Annotated in this window: 19 protein-coding genes and 1 pseudogene; 10 read left to right on the forward strand and 10 right to left on the reverse strand. The window is 68.9% G+C overall.

The window, feature by feature from the left end; genetic code table 11:
• Window positions 1–123 precede the first annotated feature (123 nt).
• The 6 genes and pseudogenes from ABNF93_RS19430 to ABNF93_RS19450 all read right to left on the reverse strand — a co-directional run bounded on the left by ABNF93_RS19430 (window position 124) and on the right by ABNF93_RS19450 (window position 8230).
• Window positions 124–2484 carry an ATP-binding protein gene (locus tag ABNF93_RS19430; RefSeq protein ID WP_349329505.1) on the reverse strand — a complete coding sequence of 787 codons (2361 nt, stop codon included), beginning with the start codon at window positions 2482–2484 and terminating at the stop codon, window positions 124–126.
• A 149-nt stretch (window positions 2485–2633) separates the two neighbouring features.
• On the reverse strand, window positions 2634–2966 hold the full coding sequence (locus ABNF93_RS19435; RefSeq protein ID WP_349329506.1) for a LapA family protein: 333 nt from the start codon (window positions 2964–2966) through the stop codon (window positions 2634–2636).
• Window positions 2967–3124: 158 nt separating this feature from the next.
• Window positions 3125–3943, reverse strand: coding sequence for a methyltransferase domain-containing protein (locus ABNF93_RS19440; protein ID WP_349329507.1), 819 nt, complete (start codon window positions 3941–3943; stop codon window positions 3125–3127).
• The gene (locus ABNF93_RS19445) at window positions 3940–4575 is read right to left on the reverse strand and encodes a low temperature requirement protein A (RefSeq protein ID WP_349329508.1); all 636 of its coding nucleotides are present in this window, start codon (window positions 4573–4575) and stop codon (window positions 3940–3942) included. The genes ABNF93_RS19440 and ABNF93_RS19445 overlap by 4 nt, the downstream gene beginning before the upstream one ends.
• Before the next feature lie 115 nt (window positions 4576–4690).
• Window positions 4691–5149, reverse strand: a pseudogene (locus ABNF93_RS34965) (low temperature requirement protein A); the annotation flags it as partial.
• A 366-nt stretch (window positions 5150–5515) separates the two neighbouring features.
• Window positions 5516–8230, reverse strand: coding sequence for a polysaccharide lyase 8 family protein (locus ABNF93_RS19450; protein WP_349329509.1), 2715 nt, complete (start codon window positions 8228–8230; stop codon window positions 5516–5518).
• 483 nt (window positions 8231–8713) lie between these two features.
• Between ABNF93_RS19450 and ABNF93_RS19455 the strand changes: the two genes are divergently transcribed.
• The 3 genes from ABNF93_RS19455 to ABNF93_RS19465 are packed head-to-tail and all read left to right on the forward strand — an operon-like array spanning window position 8714 to window position 11466.
• Window positions 8714–9541, forward strand: coding sequence for an ABC-2 family transporter protein (locus tag ABNF93_RS19455; RefSeq protein ID WP_349329510.1), 828 nt, complete (start codon window positions 8714–8716; stop codon window positions 9539–9541).
• Window positions 9531–10448 carry an ABC-2 family transporter protein gene (locus tag ABNF93_RS19460; protein WP_349329511.1) on the forward strand — a complete coding sequence of 306 codons (918 nt, stop codon included), beginning with the start codon at window positions 9531–9533 and terminating at the stop codon, window positions 10446–10448. The genes ABNF93_RS19455 and ABNF93_RS19460 overlap by 11 nt, the downstream gene beginning before the upstream one ends.
• Window positions 10399–11466: an ABC transporter ATP-binding protein gene (locus ABNF93_RS19465; protein ID WP_349329512.1), complete on the forward strand. Its 1068-nt coding sequence runs from the start codon at window positions 10399–10401 to the stop codon at window positions 11464–11466. Before ABNF93_RS19460 ends, ABNF93_RS19465 begins: the two co-directional genes overlap by 50 nt.
• On the opposite strand, the gene ABNF93_RS19470 is transcribed toward ABNF93_RS19465, so the two are convergent.
• Complete coding sequence (locus ABNF93_RS19470) at window positions 11455–11889, reverse strand: DUF2237 family protein (protein ID WP_349329513.1); 435 nt, start codon at window positions 11887–11889, stop codon at window positions 11455–11457. The two genes, ABNF93_RS19465 and ABNF93_RS19470, sit on opposite strands and share 12 nt — an antisense overlap.
• Before the next feature lie 114 nt (window positions 11890–12003).
• Between ABNF93_RS19470 and ABNF93_RS19475 the strand changes: the two genes are divergently transcribed.
• The 4 genes from ABNF93_RS19475 to ABNF93_RS19490 all read left to right on the forward strand — a co-directional run bounded on the left by ABNF93_RS19475 (window position 12004) and on the right by ABNF93_RS19490 (window position 15013).
• A complete protein-coding gene (locus ABNF93_RS19475) occupies window positions 12004–12615 on the forward strand; it encodes a CBS domain-containing protein (RefSeq protein ID WP_349329514.1) in 612 nt (203 codons plus the stop codon).
• A 94-nt stretch (window positions 12616–12709) separates the two neighbouring features.
• Window positions 12710–13588, forward strand: coding sequence for a universal stress protein (locus ABNF93_RS19480; RefSeq protein WP_349329515.1), 879 nt, complete (start codon window positions 12710–12712; stop codon window positions 13586–13588).
• A complete protein-coding gene (locus ABNF93_RS19485) occupies window positions 13585–14526 on the forward strand; it encodes a CBS domain-containing protein (protein ID WP_349329516.1) in 942 nt (313 codons plus the stop codon). Before ABNF93_RS19480 ends, ABNF93_RS19485 begins: the two co-directional genes overlap by 4 nt.
• Window positions 14519–15013, forward strand: a complete 495-nt coding sequence (locus ABNF93_RS19490; protein WP_349329517.1) for a universal stress protein — start codon at window positions 14519–14521, stop codon at window positions 15011–15013. The genes ABNF93_RS19485 and ABNF93_RS19490 overlap by 8 nt, the downstream gene beginning before the upstream one ends.
• Window positions 15014–15075: 62 nt before the next feature.
• Here ABNF93_RS19490 and ABNF93_RS19495 read toward each other — a convergent pair whose 3' ends face one another.
• A complete protein-coding gene (locus ABNF93_RS19495) occupies window positions 15076–15516 on the reverse strand; it encodes a CBS domain-containing protein (protein ID WP_349329518.1) in 441 nt (146 codons plus the stop codon).
• A 78-nt stretch (window positions 15517–15594) separates the two neighbouring features.
• Entirely contained in the window at window positions 15595–16014 is a 420-nt protein-coding gene (locus ABNF93_RS19500) for an Hsp20/alpha crystallin family protein (protein ID WP_349329519.1), read from the reverse strand.
• Window positions 16015–16218: 204 nt separating this feature from the next.
• Here ABNF93_RS19500 and ABNF93_RS19505 point away from each other — a divergent pair, with 204 nt between their 5' ends.
• The 3 genes from ABNF93_RS19505 (at window position 16219) to ABNF93_RS19515 (ending at window position 20825) form a co-directional block, all read left to right on the forward strand.
• Window positions 16219–16896: a DUF2267 domain-containing protein gene (locus ABNF93_RS19505; protein WP_349329520.1), complete on the forward strand. Its 678-nt coding sequence runs from the start codon at window positions 16219–16221 to the stop codon at window positions 16894–16896.
• Between the two features lie 90 nt (window positions 16897–16986).
• Window positions 16987–19401, forward strand: a complete 2415-nt coding sequence (gene ppsA, locus ABNF93_RS19510; RefSeq protein WP_349329521.1) for a phosphoenolpyruvate synthase — start codon at window positions 16987–16989, stop codon at window positions 19399–19401.
• Window positions 19398–20825: an RtcB family protein gene (locus tag ABNF93_RS19515; protein WP_349329522.1), complete on the forward strand. Its 1428-nt coding sequence runs from the start codon at window positions 19398–19400 to the stop codon at window positions 20823–20825. The genes ppsA and ABNF93_RS19515 overlap by 4 nt, the downstream gene beginning before the upstream one ends.
• Before the next feature lie 89 nt (window positions 20826–20914).
• On the opposite strand, the gene ABNF93_RS19520 is transcribed toward ABNF93_RS19515, so the two are convergent.
• On the reverse strand, window positions 20915–21808 hold the full coding sequence (locus tag ABNF93_RS19520) for a LysR family transcriptional regulator (RefSeq protein WP_349329523.1): 894 nt from the start codon (window positions 21806–21808) through the stop codon (window positions 20915–20917).
• Between the last annotated feature and the right edge of the window lie 9 nt (window positions 21809–21817).

Consider the following 21817-nt stretch of genomic DNA (forward strand, 5'->3'; position numbering starts at 1 on the left):
AGACGTCCGCGAGTGGATCAAGAACTGGAACGAAAACCCCAAGCCCTTCATCTGGAAGAAGACCGCCGAGGAGATCCTCGACTCCCTCGCCCGATATATCGCACGAATTTCAGGCGGAGGACACTAGCGTCCAGTGTCATCGGCGGCGTTCGGCTCGAATGAACTGTCCTGGCCGACCCACGCCGCGATCTGCGTGCGGGAGGTGAAGCCGAGTTTGGTGAAGATGTGGTCGATGTGGCTCTCGGCGGTCCGCTCCGCGATCACCAACTGCGCGGCGATCTCCCGGTTCGAAAGGCCATCGGCGACGAGCTTCGCGACATCTCGTTCCCGACTGCTCAGGGTTTTCTGGTCATCCTGGTCATGTGCGGCCCGTGCGCCTCTCTTCTTCTCACCGGTGGCGCAGGAGACGACCGCGTCGACGGTGAGGAGCGATCCGCGCCGGTACTCGTTTTCGTAGGGCTGATCGCCGAGAAGCGCACGCAGCCGCGCCTCACATCGCTCGCGCCAGTCCAGGAACGCCTTGTGCCCGTACAGAAACGTACCGATCGGCTTCCAGCGCGCATGTACCGCGCCGAGCAGTCGGGCCGCGCGAACCGCCATCGCGGTGTCCCCGGGAGTCGCCAGCGTCCACGCCAGGCACTCGGCGCTCAACAACGTGCCCGCAAGGTCGTGGAACGCGTGTTTGATCAGCAGTGACTCACGCAGCTGGGCGATGGCGTCCTCGATGTTCCCCGCGATCCAGTGGGCGAGGCCGAGTCCCCACAGCGTCCATGACAGTGCCCAGCGCTCGTCGTGGGTGCGGCAGATCCTCCCGCCTTCCTCGCAGAGCGCGACCGCCCGCTCGGTGTTCCCGCGCAGGCACATCGCGTACGCAAGGAAGAAGAGCGCGAGGATCAGCGGGGTGTCCGGCCTGGCATGCTCGGTCCGGTAGTACGCGATGGCCTCCTCCAGGCGCGCGACGGCGCTGGGCAGATCGTCGGCGAACTGCAACGTCAGCCCCGCGGCGCTGTTGGCATGGGCCGCGATGTCCTCCTCGCCGAGCTCCCGCCCGAGAGCCCGACAGCTGTCGAGCATGTCCAGCGCGGTGGCGATGTCGCCCTGCCTGGTGGCGACATAACCGCAGGCCCACAACGCCTGTGCGCGCTCCCGACACGGTGTCGTGTCGAGCTGGAGCGCCCGGTCGAGCCATGACCTACCGTCGAGGAGGAATCCGCAGGGAATCCAGTAGGGCCACAGGGCGCCGGCCAACCGCAGCCCCGAGCGGTTCTCCCCGTGCTCGGACAGGCAGTACTCCAACGCGACGGTGAGGTTGGCGTACTCACTCCGCAGGTTCCTGGCCAGATCGAGCTGGGCCTCGCCGAACCACGCCGACTCCACCCGTTCCGCGAGGTCCAGGTAGTGGTCCCGATGCCGGCGCCGTAGCGTGTCGCTCTCGCCATCGCCAAGCCGGCTCCTGCCGTACTCACGGATCGTCTCCAGCATCCGGTAGCGCGCCTCAGGAGCGTCCTGGTCCAGTGTGAGGATGGACTTGTCCGAGAGTCCGCCGAGGACGGAGAGCAGGTCGTCGGCCGGCAGACTGGCGTCGGTGCAGACCATGGCGGCAGCACCGAGATCGAAGCCGCCGGCGAACACGGACAATCGTGCCCACAGAACCCGCTCCGGCGGTGAGCACAGCTCGTAGCTCCAGCCCATCGCGGCATCGAGCGTGGCGTGTCTCGATGTCGTGTGGTCGTCGGCGAGTACGCGGTAACGATCATCGAGCTGGGCGAGCAGCTGGCCGATCGACATCCTCCGCAGCTGTGCCGCAGCCAGCTCGATCGCCAGCGGGAGCCCCTCCAGAAGGTGGCATATGCGAGCGACGGCCCTGTCGTTCGACCGGTCCTTCGCGACGCCTGGCAGGACCGACTCCGCCCGCTGCCAGAACAGGTCGATCGCTTCGTACCGGCGGTCATGCCCGGCACCCGGGTCGAGGGCGTCCTGGGGCGGTACGGACAAGGGAATGACCGGCCAGACGTGCTCGCCGACGATCCTCAACGGCTCCCGGCTGGTGGCCAGTACGCGGATGTCCGGCGCGGTCCGCAGGAGCTCCGCCACCAGGCGCGCGCTCGCGTCCAACACATGCTCGCAATTGTCCAGAACAAGGAGAAGTTGCCTGTCCTGGAGGTACTCGACCAATGCCCGCAGTGGTTCGCGGATCGCGGTTTCCTGCAGGCCGAGGGTGGCCGCCACCACATGGTCCAGGAGTAAGGGATCATCCAGCTTGGCCAGGTCGACCAGCCACACCCCGTCGTGGAACGCGCGCCGGGACTCCCACGCCACGTGCCGGGCCAGACGGGTCTTTCCGACCCCTCCGACACCTGTCAGTGTGAGCACACGCGCCTCGGACAGCTTTCGCCGCACCTGCGCCGTCGCCTCGCGGCGACCTACAAAACCGGGCAGGTCAGTGCGCAGGTTGCCTTCCTCGCGAACCGCGACTCTCGTCATACTCCACCAGTGTGGTCGGCTGGCTCCTCACCACGCCTTCTTCATCCTAAGGCGCGCTGGACGAGGTGCGGCGTACCCAGGTGACCTGACCCCCGGCTCCTGGCCTCGGCGAGTGTCCCGTGTGATCGGCTTGTGGACTGGTCGGAGCGTCACCTGTGGTGACCGACAAGGCGGCCGAACTGGGCGAGCAGGAGTCCACCCGCGACGGCGATCAACGCCACGATCGCTACCGGAGCTGATCCACGCATCCACAGGAAGGAGAATTCGGCGGTGCCGGTGTTCTGCAGCATGAACACGGTCAGCGCGACGAAGACGACGGTGGCCGCACCGACGCTGACCATCCAGGGCAGATTCGCGGGGCGGCGGGCAGCCGGAGACTTGCTGGTCGGCGGCAACCCGTACCCTGCGGGCATCGGGCTGTCCGACGGCCTGTCCGCGCTCGGATCGATGGAATTGTCGCGGTTGCGATACATGACGTTCATGGAATCCCCTTTTGGTAGCCGGGTGGCTGGCAACCTCAGGCTCGGGGATGTCGTCAATTCCGGATACGTGAAACTGTACCCGACAAATCATTGAACAGGTGTTGTTTCCCGGGGCGCAAATAGACCATCGCATTTCGGGCCGGGTGCGGCAGGGCCGATCATCTGGTCATCCCCGTCCGACCGCCTTGAAGAACCGTGTAGCAGAAAGTCCCGTCGTCTTCGGCGGTGCGATACAGATCCCTGATACCGGCCGCCCAGTCCGCCTCGTTCATCATTCCCTGTCCGACGGCCTGATCTCCGACCCCTTCGACCATGGCGGTGAAGGTCTTCCGCGTGAAGCCGTCGACCAGGGCAGGCCTGCTGGCATCGACGTACACCATCCGGGGTGAGACGTGGACGTCGCGATAGCCGGCCCGGACCAGGAGCGGATACAGCCGTCGACCGATCAGGGCGTCGCCACCGGCCTGTCGCTGGAGATCGACCAGGCACTGGACGGCTCGGCGCGCTGGCTCGCTGTCGGGGTGAAAGTAGGTGGATCCATGGTCACCTTCGATGACGGTGATCGAGCCTCCGGGCTTGAGCACGCGCGCGAGTGCGGCCAACGCCTCGGTCGGATTCGGCAGATGCTCGAGGACGAAGCACACGAAGATGTGGTCGAAATGATCGTCTGGAAAAGGGAGATCGAAGATGTCCGCCTGCCGGAACTCCACATTGCCCAGGCCCGCTTCGTCGACCCGCTGCTTCGCCGCTGCCAGCGAGTCATCGGAGATGTCGACGGACGTGATGTCGGCCTGCGGGCTGTTGCCGGCCAGGATGACGGTCTGCGCACCGACGCCGCAGCCCGCCTCCAACACCCTGCTACCGGGAGGAAATCGGGTGTCGGCGTGCAGAAGCTCGGTCAGTGTCGCCGCCTGGTCACCGAGGCGCGTGCCCTCCACTGCCGAATAGCCGTGGACGTAATCGTTCACCAATGTCATCTCCCAGCAGGCTGGTCCTCGAGTCTGTCCCCGGAGGAATCATCTCGGGTGGCGATCACGAAGGTCGCCGCGGCAAGGCCGGTCAGAAGCAGGCCGCTCAGCAGCACCGGAACCCCCGTCCACGTGGTCGCCAGCACCAGGACGGCGGTGACCGGGTACAGCACCGTGCGGGCAGCGCGGACCCCATGCGGTCGTACGTGCAGGAACCACAGCGTGAGCAGGTAGACCGCCACCGGAACCGTCACGGCAGCTCCCGCGCCGGTCCGGCCCAGCTCGCCATGATCGGTCTGCTGGTCGATGACCACGGACAGGCCGGCGCCGACGGCGGCCGCCGCGGCGAAGATCAGGTAATGACCGTAGCTCCACACGAAGGCTGCCCGGTTCGTGTCGAGGAACCGGGCCGCGGGCTTGGCGAAGTACAGCCACCACATCGCGAAGACGATCAGCAGACCGCCCAGCACGACCTCGTACAACGCCGCGCTGGCACGGTTCTCGTCGAGCGCCGTCTGCACGGCGATCGTCGCGGCGAGGACCGACTCGCCGAGCACGATGATCGTGAACAGTCCATACCGCTCGGCGATGTGGTACCGATGCCACGCCGTCCGCCCGGCACGTTCGGCCCAGACGGGCACGCACACTTCCGCGACGACCAGGATTCCCCAGCCCCAGAGGGGCCAACTTCCCCTCGATGAACAGCACGGTCCACCCGAGCATGCAGACCGTGAGCCCGATGACGAAACGAATCGCGGTGGCCCGGCCGGCCGGGTTGGCGAACGCCGCTCGCAGCCACTGGGCGACCAGGGCGATCCGCATGATCGCGTAGCCGAGCACGATGATCCCGAAGTCGCGGGAGTCGAACGCCCGCGGAACCCCGGCCGCGATCACCAGGGTGCCCGCGATCTCGACCATCGTCGCCAGCCGGTACGGCACGTCGTCGTTGTCGTAGGCGGAGGCGAACCAGGTGAAGTTGACCCATGCCCACCAGATCGCGAAGAACACGGTCAGGTAGCCGAGGACGCCGCCCGCCACATGGCCCGCGGAGACGGCGTGGTGCAGGTGCGCGGCAGCCTGGGCGACGGCGACGACGAAACAGAGATCGAACAGCAACTCCAGTGGTGTCGCGCTCCGATGCGCCTCGGTCATGTCTCGGCTGGACAGCCGCCGACGCCATCGGGTCGCCGTCACACCGTCGACGCGTTCCGTCATGTGAGCCCGCCTGCCCTTCGTCCGCGGCCTCAACGTACGACAACCGGCCACGGGCGTGGAAGTAACCCGCCCGCGATGCCGCGTATGTGCCGCGGGTTTGCAGCAGCGCCGCACGGGCGAGATGGCGCTGATTCTCGCGGATCGCCTTGGAAACAACGTGCTTTCGCGAATCCGGACGTGATCAACATCTGGTAGAATCGTCGGTATGTTCGATTGCGGGGGTGTGGATTTCTCGGTGTTGGCTTCGGCTGTGCCGGCGACCCACGCCCGGCGGATCAAACGAGCCGGGGATGTTCGGACGTTGGCGCAGATCGAGGCTGATGTGTTCCTCGACCTGCTCCGGGGCACTGCCAGCAGACTCGGCCGCTACGACAGCCGGGCGATGAGGCGCTGGGCGAGGTCATCGAGGATCCCGGTCGCGGATTCATTGATGCCATCGCCCCGGTGTCCGGCGACGGTTCTGCGGAACGCATCGACGAGTTCGCGAGGCGGCTTGCCGTCCTCGACCGCCGCCTCGATCGTCGTCAGCTGGCCCTCCAGCGAGGCGTAGGCACCCTCCGCCTCGCCGCGGTCCCGCAACTCGTTCAGCCGAGCGCGGACGTCAGCCACCGTGAGCGGTGCGTACGCGACCCGGAGCGTACGACTGGCACCGCCCGCACCGGTCAGGTCGACCTCGACGGTGAGCGGGTCGAGTGACGTGACGGTCAGCCCGTCGTCAGCGGACACGACATCGGTCGCGGTGACCGCCACGCCCAGGGTCAGGGTCGTCGCGAGGTGGGTGGGGTCGGCGACCGCCAGGGCGAGCTCGCTGTCTCCTTCCTCGACGACGACGGACACACCGCCGGTCGTCGAGACGAGGGACGCCTCGCCCGGTGCCCAGAAGTTCGCGCACAGCACGCCGGCGTCCAGCCGTCGCGCGGCCTGGACGGCCGAACTGTTGGCGACGATCGCCGTCTCGGGGCGCTCGCTGTAGCGCGCCGTCTCGCCTGCGCCCGCCGTCGGCAGCAGGACGTACGCATAGCTGTCGTCGGCCGGGTCGACACCGTGGTCCAACAAGGCGGTGAGGTAGTTCGCCGTGATCGGATCATCCTTGGCCCACACGGGATGATGGGTGATGTCGGACCACTTGCCCGTCCGCGCCTCGCGGAGCACCTGCAGGGCGACCGGCTTCGGGAACACGTACCCGCCGGTGTCCTCCACGTGCAGCCAGCGGGCGTTCTTGACGGTCGCGGAGTCTCCGAGCGACTTGACGATCTGGTCGCCGTTGGCGCGCACCTTCTCGTCGCCGGTGTCGCCGAGGCGGCGGTTCTCGACGATGGTCTCGGCCCTGCGTCCGTCGGTGGCGGTGATGCCAGCACCGAGTGCGACCACCTCGTCGTCGAAGCACATCCACGACTTGCGTACCGTCAGCGTGCCGCCCTGGGCCGTGAGATGCATGCCGCCCGCGGTGAACCGGTTGTCGAGGAACGCTCCGCCCGCCCACGGGTTGGGGCCGACGGCGTTGCGTCCTTCGCCGAGCGTGCGTGGCCGGACGTCGACGGTCGTACCAGGAATGCGGTACGGATCGATTGTCGGCCAGTACGCGTCGACGTAGCGGCCGGAATCATCGGCATGCAGGAACGTCGCGCCGTCGGCGGTCATCCAGGCCTTGAAGTTCTCGGAGTTGATCGACTCGAACCGCGCGATCCGGGTGGAGTTCATCGCGATGCCGAGAAGCCAGCCGGGACGCCGGTGGACGATCCGGTCCTGATGGTGGAACACCTTGCTGAGCAGGAGTTCTCCACGGCGTTTCGTCGTGTCGTCGTCGATGAGCGCCTTGGCCGTCAGCACGATCGGGATGTTGCGCTGCGGCGTCGGGTCGTCGAACGTGTCGCTCAGCAACCACTCCTTGAGCACTGAACGCAGCCAGTCGCGTTGGTCGTCAGGCGCGCTCGCGGCGAGCCCGATCGCGGCTTCGAGGACGTAGTGGCCGTGGTAGTGCTCGTGCTCGTTGTAGCGGGAGATCGTCCGGCCGCTCACGCTGTCCAGCAGGGCGCCGCGCCAGATGACCGGATCGAACGTGTCGCGGATCCAGGCGTACACGATCGGGGCGTCGACCTGCCATGCCGTGTTGGCGACCGTTCCCAGCAAGGGGACGAGGGCGTCGAGGATGGAGGCGCCGTACGCACCGACGTACGGATACGTGCGGTGCTGGAGGAACGAACCGTCCCGGTAGAAACCGTCACCGCTCGTGGCGTACTCGAAGACCGGTACGAGGCCTTCGGTGCCCTTGGTGACCGCATCGGCGTTGCCGGCCAGTGCGCCCCAGCCGACGACGACATTGGCCGACAGCGCGCGGTTGGCCGCGGTGGCGAAGGGCTCGGGCGTGAAGTTGGCGACCGCGCGGGTGTAGGCCGCCACCTGCTCGGGCGTGAGCTCGGCGTAGGTCAACACCACGGCGTCGTTGAACGCCTGCGGCCCGCTGATCTGCCACTCGTACCAGTTGCCGATGATCTCGCCGTCCTCACGGTAGTAGTTCGCGACCATCCAGTCGAACGCGGCGATGATGTCGGCGAGCAGGTCGGCGTTGCCGGTGAGATCGGTGCCAGGTGTGGCCCAGGCCAGCGCCATCTGGCGTAGCCGGTAGAACGACACCGAGATCGCGAACGAGATCTGCACCTCGAGTTGGGCGTCTTCCCAGAGGTAGGTCCGTTCGGCGGATCGGTCCATCGTGGACCAGTAGGTCTGCCCTTCCTCGGCGATGCGGGCAAGGACGGGAGCGATGTTCGGATCGGTGGGGTCGTAGTCGGCGGCCACCCACAGCGAACGCCACTGCTCGCGCATCTGCGTGAACTCGTCGGCCGCGGCCGCCACTGCGCCGGCCGATGCGCGCTCCGTCGCGGTCGCCGTAGTGGACGATCCTGCGGTCGCCGCCGCGGTTGCCGCCGCCGCGGGCGCCGGCCGGGCCGCCATCGACGCCGCCGCGCCAGCCACCGTGACGGCCGCACCGGACAGCAGCAGGGCGCGGCGTGAGAGTGCGGCACGGCCGGGCAGCGCGGCACGGCCGGAGTGGGGACTGCGGGAATGGCTCGATGCGCTCATGCGAAATCCCTTGCTCGTCCTGAGTGTTTGCTCGTCCTGGGCGGGGGCCGCGCGCGTTCTCGGTCGTGAACGGCGACGCCGGAGGATGCTAGGTGGCGCCGGATATGGCGTAAACACGATGTGCACGCGAACGACCTGCCGATGCCCGCAACTGGCCCGAACTGTCCCGCAGAGAGGGCCACATGAGGTCTGGTCAACTGTGGTCTGACCATTTGTCTGATGGGGTGACGCTTGCCCTTCACGTCACCGTCGCGGTCGTCGCTGAGGCTGTCCCCACCGGATGTGCACAAGGTCGCCCAATCTGGCCTTGAGCGCGAGAGCGACGAGGGCAGCGGGTTGCGTGGGAAATGGGTCGCTGCGCGGAGCGCGGGTGGTGCACGCTTCTCCGGTGCGCTCCGACGATCCACCCTCAACCTTCCCGCACCGACGCGCTTGGCGGCCTGTGGCAGCCCCGCCGCCTCGGCTCCGACCTTCCTCGCCGCGATGAGCGCCACCGCGAGCACTGTGACGGGCGCCAACCGGCTCCGTGTGGTCCGTGCGTACACCAGAACGATCGGGATGTACGCCACAGAGGCGGTCGGTGACAGCTGGCTGATGTTCGCCGACGCCGGCCTGCGAATCGCACGGGTGCTCGTCCTGCTGGCGATCTGGCGGACCCTGGTCGACCCCGGCGAGGTCGTGGGTGGCTTCACCCTGCCGGCCCTGCTGACCTACACGCTGGTCGCCGAGATGTTCGCCCAGCAGCTGATGGCGAAGTCCGATCTGGACCTCTGGCTGTGGGAGGGCACGATCGCGAGCCGGCTGCTCCACCCGATGAGTCTCGTCGGGCAACTCGTCGCGCAGCTCCTCGGCAGCTGGCTCTTCGGGATCTGCGCCGTCACGCTCCCCATCCTGGCGTTGTCGCCGCTGCTCGGCGTGGATCCGGCGCCGGCATCGTGGCTCGGCGGGGTGGCGTTCGTGCCCAGTCTGGTGTTGTCCGTCGCGATCGCGCTCGCGATGGACGTGATCCTCGGCGCGGTGACGGTGGCGTACGGACTGAACACCTGGCTCGTCGGGATGCTGCGGATGGCGCTCTTCGGCCTTCTCGCCGGCGCCGTTCTTCCGCTCGCGATCCTTCCGTGGGGGTGGGGGAAGGTCTTCGACTGGTTGCCGTTCGCGTCGATGGTGTCGGCGCCGCTGCGGATCTACACCGGCACCGGCGACCCGCTGCTGCTGATGCCTGTCCAGGCCGGATGGGTCCTGGTGCTGTGGCTGGTGGCGGGACGGGTCTGGTGGCGGAACCGGGAGAGGCTGGTCGGCTATGGCGGTTGAGATTCCACCCAGGAACGCCGATCCGCGAGGCGGCGACCAGAGCCCCGGAACCCGCCGCTCGGGCGTCCTCTACGCGGTACGCCAGCTCCTGCGGTTGTGGGGACTCTTCGCCCGGATGGACCTGCTGTGGCTGTCCCGAAGTACCCGCGACGCCCTCATGTGGCTGGTGTCCGACCTGGTCGCCCGGCTGGCGGGCATCATGACGACGCTGCTGCTCGCCGAACGCTTCCACGGCATCGGCCACTGGTCGAAGGCACAGATCATCTTCATGCTGGGTTACGCGATGGTCGTGGGCGGCGTACTGGACACGTTGTTCGGCTACAACGTCAAGATGATCAGCCGGCGGATCGGACGCGGGCAGCTCGACCACATGCTCGTGCAGCCGCAGCCGTTGTGGCGGTTGATCCTCACCGAGGGCTTCATGCCGTACTCCCAGCCGATCGTGCTCGTGGTCGCCGGCGCCCTGCTGGCGTGGTCGTCCACCCAGCTGGCGGTCGTCGTCACGCCGCTGTGGCTGCTGCTGCTCGCCGGAAACCTCCTGGCGTCGGCGGTGATCGTTCTCTCGGTGCAGCTGGGCTGGGGAAGCCTGGCTTTCTGGGCACCCAGGTCGGCGGAGGAGATCACCATGTCCACCGACGCCATGGTGGGCTCGCTCGGCACGTTGCCGCTCGACAACGTGCCGCGGGTGCTCCTTGGCGGCCTGCTCACCGCCATTCCGGTGGGCTTCGTCGCCTGGGTACCAGCGCGGGCGATCACCGGGGTCGCGCCGCTGTTTCCCGGCGCGCTCGTCACCCTCGTGGCCGCGCCGGTGTTCTTCGCCGTCGCCGTTCTCGTCTTCCGGAAAGGACTCCGTCACTATGGCCGTGTCGGTTCGAAGCGTTACTCCCCGTTCGGACACCGTCGTTGAGCTGACCGGCGTCCACAAGCGCTACGAGCAACGCCAACGCTCCGAACGCCTGCGCGACGCCCTGACCAACCTGCTCCGTCCCCGGACCGAGATCATCACCGCGCTCGACGGCATCGACCTCTCGATCCACCGTGGGGAGATCGTGGCGTACGCAGGTGCCAACGGCGCCGGCAAGAGCACCACCATCAAGCTTCTCTCCGGACTACTCTCCCCCGACGCCGGCACGGTCCGGGTCTTCGGCATGGACCCGGTCCGGCAGCGGGTGCCCTACGTACGCAAGATCGGGGTGGTCTTCGGCCAGCGCACGGATCTGTGGTGGGACCACCCGGTGGCGGCCGCCTTCGAGTGGAAGCGGGTCGTCTGGGACATCCCGCGAGAGCGTTATGACCGGATGCTCGGCTATGTGAAGGAACTGCTGGGCCTCGAGCCGTTCTTTCAGACGTTGGCGCGCGAGCTGAGCCTCGGACAGCGCATGCGCGCCGACCTCGGACTCGCACTGCTGCACGAACCTGCCCTGCTGCTGCTGGACGAGCCGACTCTCGGTCTCGACGTCCTGGCCAAGCGCCGGATGCTGGCGAGCATCGTCGACCTCAACGCCAGCAGGGATCTGACGGTTCTGGTGACGAGCCACGACATGCCGGACCTGGAACAGCTCGCGTCCCGCGTCGTCATGCTGCACCAGGGCTCGGTCACGTTCGACGGTGCGTTCACCGAGCTGCGAGCGACGTTGGGCGACCGCCGCCGGTTGGTACTGCAGACGCCGGACGGGGTCGGCGCCCCGGCGCTCGACGGTGCGTCACTGGTGGGCAGTGAGGGCGGCCGGCACGAGTACGCGTTCGACGCCGCGCAGGTCCCGATCGCCCAGATGCTCGCCCAGGCAGGAGAACGCGTACCCCTTCTCGACGTCGAGACCCACCGCGAGTCCATCGACGAGGTGGTCGCCGACATCTACGAGGGCTGGCTCGGCCAGTCGACGCCGACGCCGACCCCGGCGCCGGCCACGGACTCAGGTGAGTGAGCTCGGATCGGCCGGTACGTCGACCGCGTGCGCCCGGAGGGTGTCCAGCGGCACGATGTCAGTGGCCCGCTCGTGCGTGGCGGCAAGGACCACGGGCGCGGCGACGCCATCCTCGTACGCCTGCAGCCAGCGGGCCGCCACCACGCACCATCGGTCACCGGGGACGAGCCCGGGAAAGGCGAATGCCGGCCGCGGCGTGGTCAGGTCGTTGCCGACCGCGCGCTGATGGCTCAGGAACTCCGCCGTCATCACGGCACACACCGTGTGGCTGCCGAGATCGTCCGGTCCGGTACGGCAGGTCCCGTCCCGGTAGAACCCGGTCACCGGATCGGTGCCGCACGGTTCCAGCGCCTCGCCGAGCACATTCCGCTCGCCCCTGCCGGCGGTCGGATCGCCCTCGTGCACATTCCGGTCGCTTGTCACGGCACCTAGCCTCGCACGTCCGGCCGGCCCGAAGGACCTTCGGCCCTACGGCTGCCTCCGGAGGGCACCCGACAGTGAAGGTGGGGCAACATCCTCCAGGAGGGCAGGTCGATCATGCACGCAGTGGTAGGCGATCGCATCGAGGTCCGGACCGGCACGCTGGACCGGCCGCCGCGGCTCGGCACCGTGCGGGAAGTCCTGAGCGGGGCGGAGGCCGAGCACTTCCTGGTGGGGTGGGACGACGGGCACGAGTCCCTGCTCTACCCCGGTTCCGACACCCACATCATCCCGGCGCAGACCTCCCGTGAGCGGCCGCTCCCGGAGCCGGAGGCGGCACCGGCCGCCCCGGGTCCCAGCGACCCGGTGGAACAGATCATGAGCTCCCCGGTGGCCACCGTGGACGAACACGACTCGCTGCGGACCACCGCGGTGACGCTGGCGGACGCCGAGGTCGGCGCCCTCGTGGTGATGAGCGGACGGACACCGCTCGGTGTCATCTCCGAGCGTGACGTCGTGCACGCCCTCGCCGCGGGCGGGGACCCGGACGAGGTGTGGGCCGCCGACGTGATCGGCATCAGCGTCGTCTGGGGGAGCCCGACCGACACCATCCGGCGGGTGGCCGAGCTCATGCGTGACGCCGACGTACGTCATATCCCCCTGCGGGTGCAGGACTCAGTGGTCGGAATGGTCTCGATCCGAGACATCCACAAAGTCCTCCTGGGGTAGGAACCCACGGAAGGTCGGCTCCGCGGTGAGCAACGAGTTCGTGCCGGAACGCCGCGTTTGTCATAGGCCGCGGACTCTGACGAGGGGACCACCGATGGTGACGGTTGACTCGAGACCCGTCGTGGTGGGCGCGGACGGGTCCGAGGCGGCGCTGGACGCCGTCACCTGGGCCGCCAGGGAAGCGGCCCTCCGCCATGTGACCCTACGGATCGTGCACGCCTTCGCGTGGCCGATGCTGAACGTTCCGACCGTCCTGTGGCAGGAGGGTCAGGAGGCGGCCATGCATGCCCATGCCGAACTTGTTCTCGCCGAGGCCGAGAAGGTCGCCCGGTCGGTGGCACCGGCCCTCGACGTCAGCACGGAGGTGGTGACGGAAATGGCGTTGCCGCTGCTGCTGACGGCAAGTCGGCACGCCGCGTACGTCGTCGTCGGCACGTCCGGCGTCGGCGCTCTCGCGGACGCGGTCGCCGGTTCACCCACCGTCGAACTCGTCGCCAAGTCACACGCCCCCGTGGTGGTCGTACGGGGTACGCCGTCGCCGGACCGCGCCGAGGGGTTGGTGGTCGTCGGCGTGGACGGATCGCCGCAGTCCGCCGCCGCGGTCGAGGTCGGTACGAAGGAGGCAGCCCTGCGGGGCGGCCGGCTCATGGTCGTGCATGTCAGCCGCCACGGACCGGCGGCGCGACTGCGCAGGATGCTCGCCAGGACACCCGCCGATCTCACGCTGACGGACCGGGCTCTCACCGGCTGGCGCCGTGAGTACCCCGACCTACCCGTCGAGGAACGAGTGGCCACGGGCCACCCCGCCGGCGTGCTCGTCGACCTCTCCGAGCGGGCGAGCCTGGTCGTCGTGGGCACCCGCGGCCGTGGTGGCTTCACCGGGATGCTGCTGGGTTCCACCAGCCAGGCGCTGCTGCACCACGCCAGGTGCCCCGTCATCGTCGTGGCGCACAGACAGGGAGAGGCACAGTGAACCACAAACCGATCATCGTCGGCGTGGACGGTTCGGCGGCCAGCGTCGGCGCACTCCGGTGGGCCGCGACCGAAGCCGAGCGCCGCGACCTGCAGGTGGAGGCCGTCCTGGCAACGCCCATCCGGGACCAGGGTGAGGGGATGCCTGATCCGGCAGTCCTCCTGGCAGCAGCGGTGGACGTGGCGCTCCCTCCGACCCGGCGCAGGCTGCGAGAGCGCGTGTCGCAGTGGGTGGTGCCCGGCGACCCGGCCGAGGTCCTCCTGGAACGGTCACGCCGGGCGGCCTTCCTGGTACTCGGCCGGACCCATGGCCGCGACCCGCTGCACACGTCGACGATGGCCCGGTGCATGCGACACGCCGCCTGTGCGGTCGCCATCCTCCCCACCAGCGTTCCCGAACCAGGTGTCCCGCCCGCCGCCGCGGCGCGGTCGACCGCCTACGGCAGCGTCGGCGACCGGCTGGTCGGTGACGTGATGAGGCCGCACGTCCTCGGCATCGACGCCGCGTCGGGCGCCGACGCCGCCCTGCAGCTGATGGTGGGTGCGGGCGTCCACCACGCACCGGTGATGGAGAGCGGACAGTGCGTGGGGTTGTTGTACGAAACCGACGTCGTGTGGCACCTGGCCGGCTGGCCGGTCCTCGACGGGCCCCCTTCGGCTGCTGCGGTCGCCCGGAAACCACCCCCGCGGGTCGCGGCGGACCAACCGGTCCGGCAGGCAGCCGTCGAGATCGCCTACAGCACCGGCGACGCGGTCCTCGTGACGGAGCAGGAGAAGATCGTCGGGATACTGACCTCCGACGACCTCGTCACCTTGCTGGCCGAGCAGTCCGACGCTACCCAGACCGACGCCACGCAGACCGCCACCACGCAGACCGATCGACGTGCGATGTCAGCACCGGAGCGGTCCCCTCAGGAAAGGCCTGGTCACCATGGTTGAGGAGCACGGCGCCACGGTCGTCGTAGGAGTCGACGGCTCGCCCGCCGCCCGGCTGGCGGTCGCCTGGGCCGTCCAGTTCGCGAGCGGCGCCGGCGCCACCGTGCACGCGGTGGCGGTCTGCAGTGTCGCTCCCCCTTCCCCCTTCCTCACCGTCCCGACACCACGCGAGGAAGTCGACCTGGTGGCCGAAGAACACCACGACATGATCGCGGAGGCGCTGCGGCAGGCCGACCCGCGGAGCCATGGCGTGGCGGTCCGCACCTCCGTCATCCACGGCGAGCCTGGCCGCGCACTGTGCGCCCTGTCCGCCGGGGCGTCCGCACTGGTCGTCGGCAGCCACGGCCGCGGCGCGGTCCTCACGGCCCTCCTCGGCTCCGTCAGCACCTACTGCGTACGTCACGCGAAGTGTCCGGTCTTCGTGATCCCACCTGATGCCGCCGAGAGCGTGGACGAGGTCACGGGGAGAGCCGCCGCGGACGCAGGGTGAGGGCGGCGGCACCGGCCGCCGAGTAAAGGCAGCCCAGGCGCCGCCGCGATCTGGACGGCGCGTCAGCTCGCTCGGCTGGGCCCGGTCATCTCTGCGCAGACCAATTCGACGAACTCACCGACCCGCTGCTCCGGCAGGTGCCGGGCGAGGTCGGCCTCTGCGATCATGCCGACGACGCGGTGCTCCTCGAGGACGGGAACCCGATGGATCCGGTGCTCCTCCATCGTCTGCAGCACCTGGTCGACGTCGGCGCTCACGTCAACCGTGTACGGCGTGCCCTGTGCCAGCTCGCCGGCGGTCATGGTCGCCGGATCGCCGCCGGCCGCGAGGCATTTCACCACGATGTCGCGATCGGTGATGATTCCGTGCAGCCGATCGTCGTCGCCGCAGATCGGCAGTGCGCCGATGTCCTGGTCGCGCATCGTCTGGGCGGCGTGCTGCAGGGTTTCGTTCTCGCCGACGCAGGTGACGCCGGCGTGCATGATGTCGCGTGCGGTGGTCATCGTGACTCCTTCGTGCGTGGTGGATCGTCCCGCAGGACAGGTGGTCGAGGTGTCAGCGGTGTCGGGCAACCAGTCGGCTCAGCCCTGCCGGGCGATCGGAATGCGTCGCACCTCGGCCCGCTCGGGCTCCTTCACCCCGACCCTGACTTCGAGAATGCCGTTGGCGTACGAGGCCTGAACGTCGTCCTCGTCGGCGCCGGCGGGCAGTGTCACGCTGCGCCGGAAGGAGCCGTACCTGAATTCCGACCGGTGCGCCTCCTTCTTTTCCTCGCGCCGTTCCGCCTGCACGGTGAGCATTCCGCCCGAGACCGTGATCTCGACATCCTTGTCCGGGTCTATTCCGGGCAATTCGACGCGGAGAACATATTTTCCGGCCTCGAGGTATTCCTCCACCCGGATGAGGTGTCGCCCCGCCAACGGGCCGAGCAGGGGTGTCGGAAGCAGTTCCTCCCCGAACCAGTCGAACAGATCTCCGAAGCGGCCGGGTTCGCGCCGCATGATGCTTGTCACAGTCATCGCCCCCAGGTGGACTCGGTACTCGTGGTCTCTCACAGCGAACCGATTCGCGTGGCAGTTGTGTAGTGCCGGACGTGAGACGTTCGCTCGGGTCGTTCGGCCCTGGATCCGGGCGGACCGCCTGCAGATGCTGAAACGAGACGGCTGAAACGAGACGGTACGTACACCAGGGATCTCCAGGGGGCGATGACGTTGCGGCCACACGCCTTGGAACACGCGGAACGCACGGCCCACGAATGGCTGGCGACCATCGGCCGACATCTCGGCACCCAAGACCTGGACTTCACATTTCGGGTCGTCCGGGCCTGGCTGCACACGGTGCGGGACCGGCTTCCCGTGGAGGGGGCAGCGCACCTGGCCGCCCAGCTCCCCGAGGTGCTGCGTGGCGTCTTCTACGACGGGTGGGCCCCGAGCAGGGTCCCGATCAGGATCGCCGCCGGCGAGTGCACTGCCCGGTTCGCGCAGGAGGCCAGGATCTCGACCGCGGAGGTACCCGACGTGGCGTCCACCGTCTCCTCCGGCCTGGGTGAGATGTTCTCGCCGGGCCTGCTCGAGACGGCGTTCGCCCAGATGCCGGATCAGCTCGCGACACTGTTCAGACCTGCACGTGGCGTCAGACCTGCGCGTGGCGGGGAGGCGTCCGCTGCTGGCGACGAGGCCGGGTCCGAGCACGTCCGGACGGCCGGCCAGACCGACGACCGGTTGGAGCGGTTGGAGCGCGACGTGCGGGCACTCACCGATGCCGTCAGTGCGCTTGCCAGCGGTCTCGAACACGTCCCGCCACCTGAACCACCCGGCGAGACCGCCGCGAAGGCCGCCCGCCGGGCACACCAGCTTCTGCCGTCGGCGCGAACGCCCGAGTAACGCGCTCCGGCCGATCCTCCTGGCGGGCACACCGGGGGTGGTGGGGCTCGTGGTGTGCCGGGATCCGCGCGGTGGAAGGTGGTGAAGGTCATGTCCGTCGATCGGCACGTCGCGTGGTTCGCCGAGGTGGATCGCGGCGACCTCGCCGTCGTGGGCGGGAAGAACGCCTCACTCGGCGAGTTGACGCGTCACCTCTCAGGTGCCGGCGTCCGGGTACCGGAGGGGTTCGCGACCACCGCACAGGCGTACTGGGAGTTCGTGGACACCACGGGTCTCCGGGACCAGGTGGCGGCGCAACTCGACCTTCTCCATGCGGGCGCGGACCTCGCCACGGTCGGTGCTGCCATCCGCGAGTTGTTCGTCGAGACCGACCTTCCAGCGGATCTCACCGACGCCGTCCGGGACGCCTACCGCAGGCTGTCCGAACACCTCGGCCACGCCGACCCCGATGTCGCCGTGCGCAGCAGCGCCACCGCCGAGGACATCCCCGAGGCCAGCTTCGCCGGGCAGCAGGAGAGTTTCCTCCACGTGAGCGGCGAGCGGGACCTGCTCGCCGCCTGCCGGCGGTGCTTCGCCTCGCTGTTCACCGACCGGGCGATCCACTATCGCGAAGACTTCGGCTTCGACCACCTGAGCGTGGCGCTGTCGATCGGCGTACAGGCGATGGTCCGTTCGGATCTCGCGGGAGCGGGGGTGATGTTCTCCCTCGACACCGAAACCGGATTCCCCAGGGTCGTGCTGATCAACGCCTCGTGGGGACTCGGCGAGGCGGTCGTCGCCGGCCAGGTGGACCCGGACGAGTACGTGGTGTTCACCCCGCTCCTCGACCGGCCCGATCTCCGTCCGATCCTGTCCAGGACATGTGGCGGCAAGGAGACCAAGGTCGTCTATGCCGACGACGGGCAGGCGGTACACACCCGGTCCGTCGACACCAGTGAGACGGAGCGGTCCGGTCTCGTCCTCGACGACGACGAGATCCTCACCCTGGCCCGGTGGGCCGCCGCGGTCGAGAAGCACTACGGCGGACCCATGGACATGGAATGGGCCAAGGACGGCCGTACCGGCGAGCTGTTCCTCGTCCAGGCCAGGCCCGAGACGGTCCAGGCCCGTCGCGAGGCCGCACTGCTGCGGTCGTACACCCTCACCGGCACCGCCGAACGCCTGGTCACCGGCCTGGCGGTCGGGGACGCCATCGCTGCCGGCCGCGTCTGCAACCTCGCGAGCCCGGCGGAGATCGACCGGTTCGTCGACGGATCCGTCCTGGTCACCGGCCTCACCGACCCGGACTGGGAGCCCATCATGAAGCGGGCCGCCGCGATCGTCACCGACCACGGCGGGCGTACGTCGCACGCCGCGATCGTCAGCCGTGAGCTCGGCGTCCCCGCGATCGTGGGGGCGGGCGACGCGACCGGGACGCTGGCCGACGGCCGGGACGTCACGGTGTCGTGCGCGGCAGGCGAGCTGGGCTACGTCTATGCGGGGATCTGTGCGTACGAGGCGCGTGATCTCGACCTCGCCGCCATCCCGGCGACGCGCACCAAGGTCATGCTCAACCTCGCCAACCCGGCGGCGGCATTGCGTTGGTGGCGCCTTCCCGCCGACGGAGTGGGCCTCGCCCGGATGGAGTTCATCGTCAACAACCACGTCAAGGTGCACCCCATGGCACTGGTCCACCCGGACAAGGTGGACGAGAAGTCCAGGGAGCGCATCCTCCAGCTGACGCGAGGCTATCGCGACCGGACGGAGTACTTCGTCGATCGCCTCTCGACCGGCGTCGCGCACATCGCCGCGTCCCGCTGGCCCGATCCGGTGATCGTCCGGATGAGTGACTTCAAGACCAACGAGTACGCCCGGCTCATCGGTGGGCAACGGTTCGAGCCCGCCGAGGAGAACCCCATGCTGGGCTGGCGGGGTGCGAGCCGCTACTACAGCGAGGGATACCAGGCAGGGTTCGCACTGGAGTGCCGGGCCATCGCCAGGGTGCGTGACCAGATCGGACTCACCAACGTCGTCGTCATGATCCCGTTCTGTCGTACGACCGACGAGGCCGACCACGTGCTGAAGACCATGAGGGAGTACGGCCTGCGTCGCGGACGCAATGGCCTGCGGGTCTATGTGATGGCGGAGATCCCGTCCAACATCATCCTCGCCGAGGAGTTCGCCGAACGCTTCGACGGATTCTCGATCGGCAGCAACGACCTCACCCAGCTCACCCTCGGTGTCGACCGGGATTCCGCCGAACTGGCTGGACTTTTCGACGAACGCAATCCCGCCGTGGTACGCAGCATCCAGCACCTCGTCACCGTGGCGCACCGGCGTACTCGGATGGTCGGGCAGGAGTGCAAGGTCGGCCTGTGCGGGCAGCGGCCCAGTGACGACCCCGAGTTCGCCCGGATCCTGGTCCGCGCGGGCATCGATTCCATCTCCGTCACCCCCGACAGTTTCCTCGCGGTCAAACAGAATGTGGCGGCGGCGGAGGAGAGCGAGGGAGAGCGACGACGATGAAGCTTGTCGAGGAGACGGCGTTCCGGTTCCGGATCGATCCCGTCGACGACATGCGGGTGCCTGGCATCGTGTACGCGTCCCGCGCCCTGTTGCCAGAGGCCGGCGGTGACCAGGCGCTCCAGCAGGTCGCCAATGTGGCAACGCTGCCGGGCATCGTCGAGGCGTCGTACGCCATGCCGGACATGCACTGGGGTTACGGATTTCCGATCGGCGGAGTGGCCGCGACGGACATCGACCGGGGTGGCGTCGTGTCGCCGGGTGGCGTCGGTTTCGACATCTCCTGCGGCGTACGCCTCTATGCCGCCGACCTCGACCGCGCCGAGCTGCAACCTCACCTTGACGCGGTGATGGACGGTCTCGGGCATGCGACTCCACGCGGCATGGGCAGCGGAGCGGTGTGGAAGCTTGGCGGCAAGGACCAGCTGGAGAAGGTCATGCGGGGTGGCTCCCGGTATGCCGTCGAGCAGGGGCATGGTGTCGCCCGCGACCTCGACCGCTGCGAGGACCGCGGTGCGGTGGATGACGCGGACCCTGCCCAGGTGAGCGAACGCGCTGTCAATCGCGGCTTGCACCAGGTGGGCAGCCTCGGCTCGGGTAACCACTTCCTCGAGGTGCAGGTCGTCGACTCGGTGCTCGACGAGCCGGTCGCCACGGCCTACGGACTTCGTACCGGCCAGGTCTGCGTGATGATCCACTGCGGTTCCCGTGGACTCGGGCACCAGATCTGCTCCGATCATGTCCGCACGATGGAGAAGGCCATGCCGGGCTACGGCATCCGGGTGCCGGACCGGCAGCTGGCATGCGTACCGGTGGAGTCGCCCGAAGGCCGGGTGTACCTCGGTGCGATGGCGGCCGCGGCCAACTACGCAAGGGCGAACCGGCAACTGCTGGGTGAGGCGACGCGTCGGGTCTTCGACCGGATCACCGGCTGCGGCCTCGATCTCGTCTACGACATCTCGCACAACCTGGCGAAGATCGAGACGCACGACGTGGCGGGCGAACCGCGCCGGCTCTGCGTGCACCGCAAGGGGGCGACGAGGGCACTGCCGCCAGGGCATCCCGACCTCCCGGCGGACCTGCGGGACATCAGCGGCGCCGGGCAGCCGGTGTTGATTCCGGGGTCGATGGGGACGGCGTCGTACGTCCTGACCGGTGTCGAGGGCGGCCCGGCGTTCGCGTCGACGTGTCACGGCGCGGGGCGGATGCTGAGCCGGCACCAGGCCGCCAGGGGAATCCGCGGCGAGGAGCTGCGGCGCCGCCTGGAGGCGCAGGGCATCGCGGTGCGCGGGGCCTCGTGGCGCGGCCTCGCCGAGGAGACACCCGAGGCGTACAAGGACATCGACGCGGTGATCGAGGCCGCGACCGGCGCGGGTCTCGCCCGTCCGGTCGCCCACCTGCTCCCCATCGGCGTCGTCAAGGGATGACCGCCGGAGCCGTCGGTGACCCTCCGCCGTCCCCTGACGCCGTCCCCTGACGCCGTGGCCTGACGCCGTGGCCTGACGAAGGCTCCGGGTCAGATGTCACTCGCGGCATGTCCGAGGTGAGTGAGGAACTCGGTGGCCGCGGCAGACTTCGCCCGGCCGGCGACGGTCGCGGCGAACACCCGGCGTACGGACGAGTCGGCACTCTTCAGCCGGAGCAGCGCGATGTCGGCGGGGACCGCCCGGCGGGCGAGCGCGGGGATGAGCGCGACGCCAAGGCCGGCGGCAACGCAGCCCAGCTTGCCGGTCCAGTCGGCGGCGACGATGCCGGTACGCGGGTGGAAGTCCGGTGGCAGGCTCGCGCGCAGCAGGGTGTCCTCGTCGGTGGCCGAACCTGGGATGAAGGAGTCATCGGCCAACTCCGCAAGGCGTACGACCCGACGATGCGCCAACGGATGCGTACGACTCACGGCCACCAGGAGGTGCTCGTCGAGCAGGTGGCGCAGGTCGTACCGTCCCGTGTCGAGTGGCTGGTCGGGTGCCGCGCTGACCACCGCGATGTCCGCGTCACCGGCGCTCAGTCGTTCGAGCAGGTCTGGCGTCCGACCTTCGAGGAGCGCCAGTGACACCTTCGGATGGGTCTCGCGGAACGCCCCCAGCGCCCGCGGGACGAGTGCCGCGACCGCGGTGGGAAACGCGCCGACCCTGATCCGGCCGGAACCCAACCCACGCAGCGCTTCCAGGTCACGCCGGGCGGCGTCGAGCCGGTCCAGGACGGCCTCGGCATGAGCGAGCAGGCACACCCCCTCCTCGGTGAGTGCCACGCCACGCGGCAGCCGGTCGAAGACCTGGGCACCGAACTCCTGCTCGAGCACGACTATCTGCCGGGAGACCGCGGACTGGGTGAAGCGCAGTTCCCTGGCGGCGGAGGTGATCGAACCGTGGCGGGCGACGGTACGCAGCACCTCGAGGGACTCGATCTGCATGGCGTTCAT

The organism is Actinopolymorpha sp. B9G3, assembly GCF_040120725.1.
Classification (GTDB): Bacteria; Actinomycetota; Actinomycetes; order Propionibacteriales; family Actinopolymorphaceae; genus Thermasporomyces.

Coding starts and splice junctions, on each gene's coding strand:
- ABNF93_RS19430 (WP_349329505.1), bottom strand. CDS start 2,484: ATGACGAGAGTCGCGGTTCGCGAGGAAGGCAACCTGCGCACTGACCTG.
- ABNF93_RS19505 (WP_349329520.1), top strand. CDS start 16,219: ATGACGTTGCGGCCACACGCCTTGGAACACGCGGAACGCACGGCCCAC.
- ABNF93_RS19450 (WP_349329509.1), bottom strand. CDS start 8,230: ATGAGCGCATCGAGCCATTCCCGCAGTCCCCACTCCGGCCGTGCCGCG.
- ABNF93_RS19480 (WP_349329515.1), top strand. CDS start 12,710: ATGGTGACGGTTGACTCGAGACCCGTCGTGGTGGGCGCGGACGGGTCC.
- ABNF93_RS19465 (WP_349329512.1), top strand. CDS start 10,399: ATGGCCGTGTCGGTTCGAAGCGTTACTCCCCGTTCGGACACCGTCGTT.
- ABNF93_RS19455 (WP_349329510.1), top strand. CDS start 8,714: ATGAGCGCCACCGCGAGCACTGTGACGGGCGCCAACCGGCTCCGTGTG.
- ABNF93_RS19435 (WP_349329506.1), bottom strand. CDS start 2,966: ATGAACGTCATGTATCGCAACCGCGACAATTCCATCGATCCGAGCGCG.
- ABNF93_RS19515 (WP_349329522.1), top strand. CDS start 19,398: ATGAAGCTTGTCGAGGAGACGGCGTTCCGGTTCCGGATCGATCCCGTC.
- ABNF93_RS19520 (WP_349329523.1), bottom strand. CDS start 21,808: ATGCAGATCGAGTCCCTCGAGGTGCTGCGTACCGTCGCCCGCCACGGT.
- ppsA (WP_349329521.1), top strand. CDS start 16,987: ATGTCCGTCGATCGGCACGTCGCGTGGTTCGCCGAGGTGGATCGCGGC.
- ABNF93_RS19440 (WP_349329507.1), bottom strand. CDS start 3,943: ATGACATTGGTGAACGATTACGTCCACGGCTATTCGGCAGTGGAGGGC.
- ABNF93_RS19495 (WP_349329518.1), bottom strand. CDS start 15,516: ATGACCACCGCACGCGACATCATGCACGCCGGCGTCACCTGCGTCGGC.
- ABNF93_RS19490 (WP_349329517.1), top strand. CDS start 14,519: ATGGTTGAGGAGCACGGCGCCACGGTCGTCGTAGGAGTCGACGGCTCG.
- ABNF93_RS19460 (WP_349329511.1), top strand. CDS start 9,531: ATGGCGGTTGAGATTCCACCCAGGAACGCCGATCCGCGAGGCGGCGAC.
- ABNF93_RS19475 (WP_349329514.1), top strand. CDS start 12,004: ATGCACGCAGTGGTAGGCGATCGCATCGAGGTCCGGACCGGCACGCTG.
- ABNF93_RS19500 (WP_349329519.1), bottom strand. CDS start 16,014: ATGCGGCGCGAACCCGGCCGCTTCGGAGATCTGTTCGACTGGTTCGGG.